6 protein-coding genes and 1 pseudogene are annotated in these 7461 nt (G+C 58.4%); 5 read left to right on the forward strand and 2 right to left on the reverse strand.

Annotated elements, in window-relative coordinates; translation table 11 throughout:
* The first annotated feature begins 142 nt into the window (after positions 1-142).
* The 3 genes from C3418_RS21955 to C3418_RS21965 all read left to right on the forward strand — a co-directional run bounded on the left by C3418_RS21955 (position 143) and on the right by C3418_RS21965 (position 5417).
* Positions 143-859 carry an McrB family protein gene (locus C3418_RS21955; RefSeq protein WP_219812702.1) on the forward strand — a complete coding sequence of 239 codons (717 nt, stop codon included), beginning with the start codon at positions 143-145 and terminating at the stop codon, positions 857-859.
* Between the two features lie 211 nt (positions 860-1070).
* Positions 1071-2285 carry an McrC family protein gene (locus tag C3418_RS21960; protein WP_258040162.1) on the forward strand — a complete coding sequence of 405 codons (1215 nt, stop codon included), beginning with the start codon at positions 1071-1073 and terminating at the stop codon, positions 2283-2285.
* A 33-nt stretch (positions 2286-2318) separates the two neighbouring features.
* Positions 2319-5417, forward strand: coding sequence for a type I restriction endonuclease subunit R (locus C3418_RS21965; protein ID WP_103859280.1), 3099 nt, complete (start codon positions 2319-2321; stop codon positions 5415-5417).
* A gap of 54 nt (positions 5418-5471) precedes the next feature.
* Here C3418_RS21965 and C3418_RS21970 read toward each other — a convergent pair whose 3' ends face one another.
* Together C3418_RS21970 and C3418_RS21975 are read right to left on the reverse strand one after the other, a co-directional pair.
* Positions 5472-5756, reverse strand: a complete 285-nt coding sequence (locus C3418_RS21970; protein WP_181023139.1) for an acyl-CoA synthetase — start codon at positions 5754-5756, stop codon at positions 5472-5474.
* Positions 5757-5926: 170 nt separating this feature from the next.
* Entirely contained in the window at positions 5927-6115 is a 189-nt protein-coding gene (locus C3418_RS21975) for a DUF3283 family protein (protein ID WP_064341007.1), read from the reverse strand.
* 116 nt (positions 6116-6231) lie between these two features.
* Here C3418_RS21975 and umuD point away from each other — a divergent pair, with 116 nt between their 5' ends.
* Complete coding sequence (umuD, locus tag C3418_RS21980) at positions 6232-6675, forward strand: translesion error-prone DNA polymerase V autoproteolytic subunit (RefSeq protein WP_103859282.1); 444 nt, start codon at positions 6232-6234, stop codon at positions 6673-6675.
* A pseudogene (locus C3418_RS21985) lies at positions 6656-7333 on the forward strand (Y-family DNA polymerase); the annotation flags it as partial. The gene umuD and the pseudogene C3418_RS21985, both read left to right, overlap by 20 nt.
* Positions 7334-7461: the final 128 nt, after the last annotated feature.

Consider the following 7461-nt stretch of genomic DNA (forward strand, 5'->3'; position numbering starts at 1 on the left):
AAGAATTGGGTAAATGCCGCTTGATGGTTCATGACGAAACTCCCGTAAAAGAGAGTATAAGATCACACCCTGTTCGGTCGGTCAAATCCTCATGCCCTGCTTAAAAAACGTTCGCGATCTTGCCCTGGAACAGGTGCGAACCTTGTACGAGACAGGCAAGAAGGCTAAATATAACCCGTCTTATGTACAGGGCATGCTTGATTACCTCAAGCAGCATTGTAATCTGCCGAGTCAGTACAAAGCTCCCTCGGAGGGAGACTTTAAACCATTCGTTCTTATCATCGACGAGATCAACCGGGGCAATGTTTCGCGGATCTTCGGTGAGCTGATCACCCTGATAGAGCCAAGCAAGCGCGCTGGGGCAAGCGAGGCGCTGACCACCACGCTGCCTTACTCCAAGCGCCCCTTTAGCGTACCGGACAACCTCTACCTTATCGGCACCATGAACACCGCCGACCGATCCTTGGCTGGACTCGATATCGCGCTGCGTCGCCGCTTTGTGTTTGAAGAGATGCCGCCCAGGGCCGATTTACTTGACGGCGTGGTCATCGAGGATGAGGGGCACAAGGTAGACGTAGGCCGCTTGCTCCATACGCTGAATCAGCGCATCGAGGTGCTGCTGGACCGCGACCATTGCCTTGGCCATGCCTACTTTATGCCGCTCAAAGCGGCTGCCAAGCCAACCTTGGCGCAGTTGGGATACATCTTCCAGCATCAGATCCTGCCGCTATTGCAGGAGTACTTCTTTGAGGACTGGCAGCGCATTGCCTGGGTGCTCAATGACCATCGCAAGAGCAGCGCTGAGGCGATGTTCCTCAAGCCCCTCAACTCGATATCAAGACCCTGCTTGGTGATATAGCGGTTGGGGGACAACGCCAACGTTGGAGCATCAATGAGAAGGCGTTTAGGCGTATTGAGGCCTATGTCTTGACCATCGAGGGTGACAAGGGGGCGCAGTGAAGGCTCCCATCACGGTTCGTGAGTATGGGCGGCTAACCGTTAGAGATAACGCTGTTAATGCGCTGACGCTTGCCCACATAGACCGGGTTGATTTCGATTGGCTATGTCAGTTGAGCCAGCGCTACAAGGTAAGCCATGCACCCGCTCTGGCACAGGTGGAAGATAGCAGGACCTTGCAACTGGACAACTACGTGGGGGTGATAGAGACCCCCACCGGGCAGGTGATTGAGATCCTGCCCAAGACCGCCAATGAGGATGACCCACTCGAGGATGGTCGTGAGTTGATCCGCCGGATGCTGGAGCGAGCCCTGGATCTGCCACCCCGTGAAACGGCGGAGGCGTCGCTGGAACGCTTTGATATGCCGCTTAACGAGTGGGTTATCGCGCGCTTTCTGGCCGAGCTCGATCAACTGGTCAAACGCGGCGTGCGCAGTGACTATCAGCGCCTTGAGGCGACCGAGCCGTTCTTGCGTGGCCAGCTGGATGTCGCCCGGCAGATGCGCCAGCCACCGGGCCGGGGCCACCACTTTGCGTTACGTTACGACCTCTTCTTGCCCGACCGGGCCGAGAACCGGCTGCTCAAGCGGGCGCTAGAGACCGTCGCCAATGCGACTCAGCACCCGGATAACTGGCGGTTGGCACAGGAGCTGCGCCACTTGCTGGCGGATGTGCCTGCCAGCCGCGACGTAGAAGGGGACTTCAGACTGTGGCGACATGACCGCTTGATGGCTCACTATCAAGGGGTTCGGCCGTGGTGTGAGCTCATCCTCTATCGTGCCATGCCGAGTGCCCTGAATGGTGAGTGGCGCGGCATCAGCCTGCTGTTCCCCATGGAGAAGCTGTTCGAGCGCTATGTAGAGTCGTGCCTGCGCGAGCAGCTGTTGCCCGATGCCAACCTCAAAGCCCAGGTGGCCAGTCAGTACCTTTGCACCCAGCAAGGCAAGCAGATGTTCCGGTTACAGCCGGACCTCTTGTTGCAGCACGGCAACAAGCGTTGGGTGATGGATGTGAAGTGGAAGCGGCTCGATAGTAGCGACCGTGACGGCAAGTACGGCATCAGCCAGGGTGACCTATACCAGCTGTTCGCTTATGGCCACAAGTACCTGACCGAGCAAGATTATGGTCATCTGGTATTGATTTATCCATCATGGAGCCAGCTCAAAGTTCCACTCGAACCTTTTTGTTATGATGCCCGCCTGACGTTGTGGGTCTTGCCGTTTGACTTGGCTGCCAGTTCGTCCCACCGGCTGATATTGCCTTGCCAGCCGAGGGCGGATTCTGCGTGCGAACTGCGTTTGCCACTGAGGCCCACCGAGCCCGCCTGACGGGCGTTTCTCCTTGTTGATGAGTGATGGTGCATGACCGAAGATCAGTTGGAACAAGAGGTGCTGGGGTGGTTGGCCGAGGTGGGCTATCGCGTGGTGTGTGGCTACGACGTTGCCCCCGATTCTGATAACCCGTGGCGTGAGCAGTTCCAGCAAGTGCTGCTGCGCGAGCGCTTGCGGGAGGCGATTGCCCGGCTCAACCCCTCCGTGCCGCTGGTGGCGCGTGAAGATGCGCTGACCCAAGTGGTCAACCTCGATACCCCGGCGCTGCTGTCGGCCAACCGGGCATTTCACCGCTTGCTGGTGAATGGAGTGCCAGTCCAGTACCAGCGCGATGGCGAAACGGTGGGGGACTTTGTCCGCCTCGTTGACTTCGAGCAGCCCACCGCCAACGAGTGGCTCGCCATCAACCAGTTCTCTATCAAGGGGCCCAAACACACCCGCCGCCCCGACATCATCCTCTTCATCAACGGGCTGCCGCTGGTGGTGCTGGAGCTCAAGAACCCGGCCGACGTGCATGCCGACATCTGGAAGGCATTCGACCAACTGCAGACCTACAAGGAGCAGATCCCCGACCTGTTCCAGTACAACGAGATCATGATTGCCTCCGATGGTAGCGAGGCGCGGATGGGATCGCTGTCTGCGGATGCCGAACGCTTTATGCAGTGGCGCACTGTGGATGGGGTCAACCTCGACCCCTACGGCGAGTTTGGCGAGCTGGAGACCATGGTGCGCGGCATTCTGACCCCGGCCATGTTGCTCGATTACCTGCGCTTCTTCGTGCTGTTTGAAGATGATGGCCGGTTGGTCAAGAAGATCGCCGGTTACCATCAGTTCCATGCAGTCAGGGCGGCCATCGAGCAGGTGGTGCTCGCATCGCGTCCAGACGGCAGCCACAAGGGCGGGGTGGTGTGGCATACCCAGGGCAGTGGCAAGAGCATCACCATGACCTGCTTTGCGGCCCGGGTGATGCGAGACGCCGCGATGGAGAACCCGACCATCGTCGTCATCACTGACCGCAATGACCTTGATGGCCAGCTGTTCGGGGTCTTCTCACTCTCGCAAGATCTGCTGCGCGAGGAGCCGGTGCAAGTGAGTACGCGAGGTGACCTGCGTGACAAGCTTGGCAACAGGCCCTCCGGTGGCATCGTGTTCACGACCATCCAGAAGTTCATGCCCGGCGAGGATGAGGACACGTTCCCTGTGCTCAGCGACCGCGCCAACATCGTGGTCATCGCGGATGAAGCACATCGAACCCAGTACGGTTTCAGCGCCTCGCTCAAAGCGCCAGGCAAGGTTGCAGAAGGGGCTGCGCGCTATCAGGTCGGGTATGCACAGCACTTGCGCGACGCGCTGCCCAACGCGACGTTCGTGGCCTTTACCGGTACGCCCGTATCAGCGGAAGACCGCGACACTCGCGCCGTCTTTGGCGACTACATCCACGTCTACGACATGCAGCAGGCCAAGGACGATGGTGCCACGGTTGCCATCTACTACGAGTCACGCTTGGCCAAGTTGTCACTTAATAACGAAGAGCTTCCCCACATCGACGACGAAGTGGATGAGTTGGCCGAGGATGAGGAAGAGAGCGAGCAGGCCAAGCTTAAGTCACGGTGGGCAGCCTTGGAGAAGGTGGTTGGCAGCAAGCCAAGAATTGAGCGGGTTGCCGCCGATCTGGTGGCCCACTTCGAAGAGCGCAATCAGGCGCAGCATGGCAAGGCCATGGTGGTCGCCATGAGCCGCGAGATTTGCGTGCACTTGTATGATGCCATCGTGGCCCTGCGCCCCGACTGGCATGACCCGGACCCCGACAAGGGGGCCATCAAGATCGTGATGACCGGTAGCGCTTCTGACAAGGCATTGCTGCGGCCCCACATCCATGCCACCCAAGTGAAGAAACGGCTGGAGAAGCGGTTCAAAGACCCGAGTGACCCGCTCAAGCTGGTCATCGTGCGTGATATGTGGCTGACCGGCTTCGATGCGCCCTGCGTGCATACCCTCTATGTGGACAAGCCGATGAAGGGCCACAACCTGATGCAGGCGATTGCACGGGTGAACCGGGTGTTCAAGGACAAGCAAGGCGGGCTGGTGGTCGATTACATCGGGATCGCCAACGAGCTCAAGAGCGCCATCAAGGAGTACACCGCCAGCAAAGGACGGGGCAAGCCGACCGTCGATGCCCATGAGGCCTACGCGGTGTTGGAGGAGAAACTCGATATCCTGCGCGCCCTGCTGCATGGCTTTGATTACAGCGACTACCTCACCGGTGGCCACAAGCTGCTCGCCGGGGCCGCCAACGTTATTCTTGGCCTTGAGGATGGCAAGAAGCGCTTTGCCGACAACGCGCTGGCGATGAGCAAGGCGTTCACGCTCTGCTGCACCCTTGACGAGGCCAAGGCAGTGCGGGAAGAAGTGGCCTTCTTGCAGGCGGTCAAAGTGTTGTTGACCAAGAAGGCGATCTCCCAAAAGAAGAAAACCGACGAAGAGCGCGACTTGGCCATTCGCCAGATCATCGGCAATGCGGTGGTATCGGGCGATGTGGTCGATGTGTTTGAAGCGGTGGGGCTCGACAAGCCCAATATCGGCCTGCTCGATGATGAGTTTCTGGCCGAGGTGCGCAACCTGCCGGAGCGCAATCTTGCGGTGGAGTTGCTGGAGCGACTGCTGGAGGGGGAGATCAAGTCGAAGTTCGCGACCAACCTCTCCCAGGAGAAGAAGTTCTCGGAGATGCTGACCAAGGTGATCGCACGCTATCAGAACCGCTCCATCGAAACCGCACAGGTGATCGAGGAGCTGATCGACATGGCCAAGAAGTTTGCCGCCGTAAGCAAGCGGGGGCAGGCCTTGGGCCTCAACGATGACGAGCTTGCCTTCTATGATGCCCTTGCCAACAATGAGGCGTCTGTGCGTGAGCTGGGTGACGAGATACTGGCCAAGATAGCCCATGAGCTGACAGCCAACCTGCGCCGTAGCGTGACCGTGGATTGGAGCAGCCGCGAAAGTGTGCGCGCCAAACTGCGGCTGATGGTCAAGCGCATCCTGCGCAAGTACAAGTACCCGCCAGACCAGCAGGAAGAAGCTGCCCAGTTGGTGCTGGCACAGGCTGAGAGTTTGTGTGAGGTGTGGTGTTGAGTGGGGGAGGTGCGAGCCTCCCTCACCTTATCTATCAAGATGTGTAGATATGGCTTACTTCAGTATGACGCTGCCTGAAGGTATCTGGTTGGCCTCTTCGAGGCTCAGGTAGCGTGGGCCTTGTACGCTGGCCAGTGACTTGAATAGCCACGGATGCGGCTTTAGCCAAGCTTTGGTGTCTTCGTAAATGTCTCCACCGACCACGAAGTAACGACCATCACACCCGTCATCGTGTAGTTCATTGACATCAGGTGTCGAGAGTTTCAGCTGGCAGTCTTCGATGACAACCACGACTTGAGACTTGTAAACCCCAATGACGGTGGAGATTTTGTTGGCCATATCACTTGAAACCCGCCAAGCGCTAATGGCGCCCTTGTAAGCACCTCGGCTGGAGTAGGTCTCTACCAAGTTGACTACCAATGCCGTCACAATACATACCTCGTTAAGTTGTTTGGAATGCGGTTTGTTGCTAGTGACCTGCATAGCCACCGATGAACGTGTTGATAGGGTCAGCGAGACTTGAAGTAGGTGACCTTTTCAAGGAAGTAGCGACCCAGTTCACCTTGATGTTGGTTCGCTTCGCTTTCTGCGCTGGCCAAGTGACCGTTGCGCTCCTTCCATACCGCATACGCGGCGGCCTTCTCGACCTCGACCCGTTCTTGCTGCTCTTTCGGTAGGGCGCACAGATTGTGACTCATACTGACCTCTTTGTTATTTGTTGACGCCATGGTACGCCATCAGTGGCATGCGGGACTTGCGCTGGTTCAAAGGTGGTGCGCTATAATACCTGTATTTATATACAGGCATTATTACCATGACGCTGTTAACCCCAGACCCATCACCCGCCGAGGTGACCATCCCGCTGTTCTTGCACCGCGCCTCTTGCGGCTTTCCCAGCCCAGCCAGCGACTATCTGGAAGGGAAGTTGGACCTCAACACCCACTGCGTGGCGCACCCTGCAGCCACCTTCTATCTGCGTGCCGAGGGGGAGAGCATGACCGGGGTCGGTATCTTTCCCGGTGACTTGCTGGTGGTCGATAAGAGCCTCACCCCGCGCCATGGTGATGTGGTGATTGCACTACTCGATGGCGGCTTCACGGTAAAGACCTTGCAGCTCAAGCCGAGGTTGCGGCTGTTGCCAGCCAATCCGGCGTTCGCGCCTATCGACCCTTTTATGAGCCTCTCCCTGGAGTTGTTCGGAGTGGTCACCCATGTGATTGGCAATCTGAGGCAGCGTGATGGCTATAGCGCTCGTTGATGTAAACAACTTCTACGCCAGCTGTGAGCGGCTGTTTCGCCCTGAGCTGCGTGGCCGCCCGATCGTGGTGCTCTCCAACAACGATGGATGCGTGGTGTCGCGCAGCCCCGAAGCCAAGGCGCTGGGTATCAAGATGGCCGGGCCCTACTTCAAGATCCGCGAGCAGTTCGAGGCGCATGGCGGTGTGGCATTCAGCTCCAACTACGCGCTCTACGGCGATATGTCTGGCAGGGTGATGAGCACGTTGGAGACCATGGCCCCTGAGCTTGAGGTCTACTCCATCGATGAAGCGTTCATGGCGTTGTCGGAGTCGTTTGCCGGGGACCTGACAGCCTATGGGCAACAGATCCGGCAGCGAGTGTGGCAGTGGACCGGCCTCACGGTAGGGGTTGGGATCGGACCCACCAAGACCCTCGCCAAGCTGGCCAACTATGCAGCCAAGAAGTGGCCTGCCACGGGCGGCGTCGTGGACTTGCGTGACGAGCTGCGCCGTGCCCGGCTGATGGCTATCACCCCGGTGGATGAGGTGTGGGGCATAGGACGGCGCTTGGGGGCCAAGTTGGTGGCACAAGGTATCAATACCGTTGCTGACCTGGTGGCTAGCGACGCCAAAAGGTTACGCGCCCAATTCGGCGTGGTGGTCGAGCGGATCGTACAGGTGCGTATTCCGGCGAAGTTGAACAGCCATTCCGGCCAACGTGAACACCCTGATCCTTAACGCGCTCACGTCACCCCGTTTCTAACTCGAGTGTTCAGATTGGGTCAACTCACTTCTCCTCTTTCTCA

It is taken from the genome of Aeromonas sp. ASNIH8, assembly GCF_002919855.1.
GTDB lineage: Bacteria > Pseudomonadota > Gammaproteobacteria > Enterobacterales > Aeromonadaceae > Aeromonas > Aeromonas caviae.

What these genes read in the sequence shown, in the direction of transcription:
- C3418_RS21965 (WP_103859280.1), top strand. Translation starts at nt 2,319, where the DNA reads ATGACCGAAGATCAGTTGGAACAAGAGGTGCTGGGGTGGTTGGCCGAG.
- C3418_RS21970 (WP_181023139.1), bottom strand. Translation starts at nt 5,756, where the DNA reads ATGGCCAACAAAATCTCCACCGTCATTGGGGTTTACAAGTCTCAAGTC.
- C3418_RS21975 (WP_064341007.1), bottom strand. Translation starts at nt 6,115, where the DNA reads ATGAGTCACAATCTGTGCGCCCTACCGAAAGAGCAGCAAGAACGGGTC.
- umuD (WP_103859282.1), top strand. Translation starts at nt 6,232, where the DNA reads ATGACGCTGTTAACCCCAGACCCATCACCCGCCGAGGTGACCATCCCG.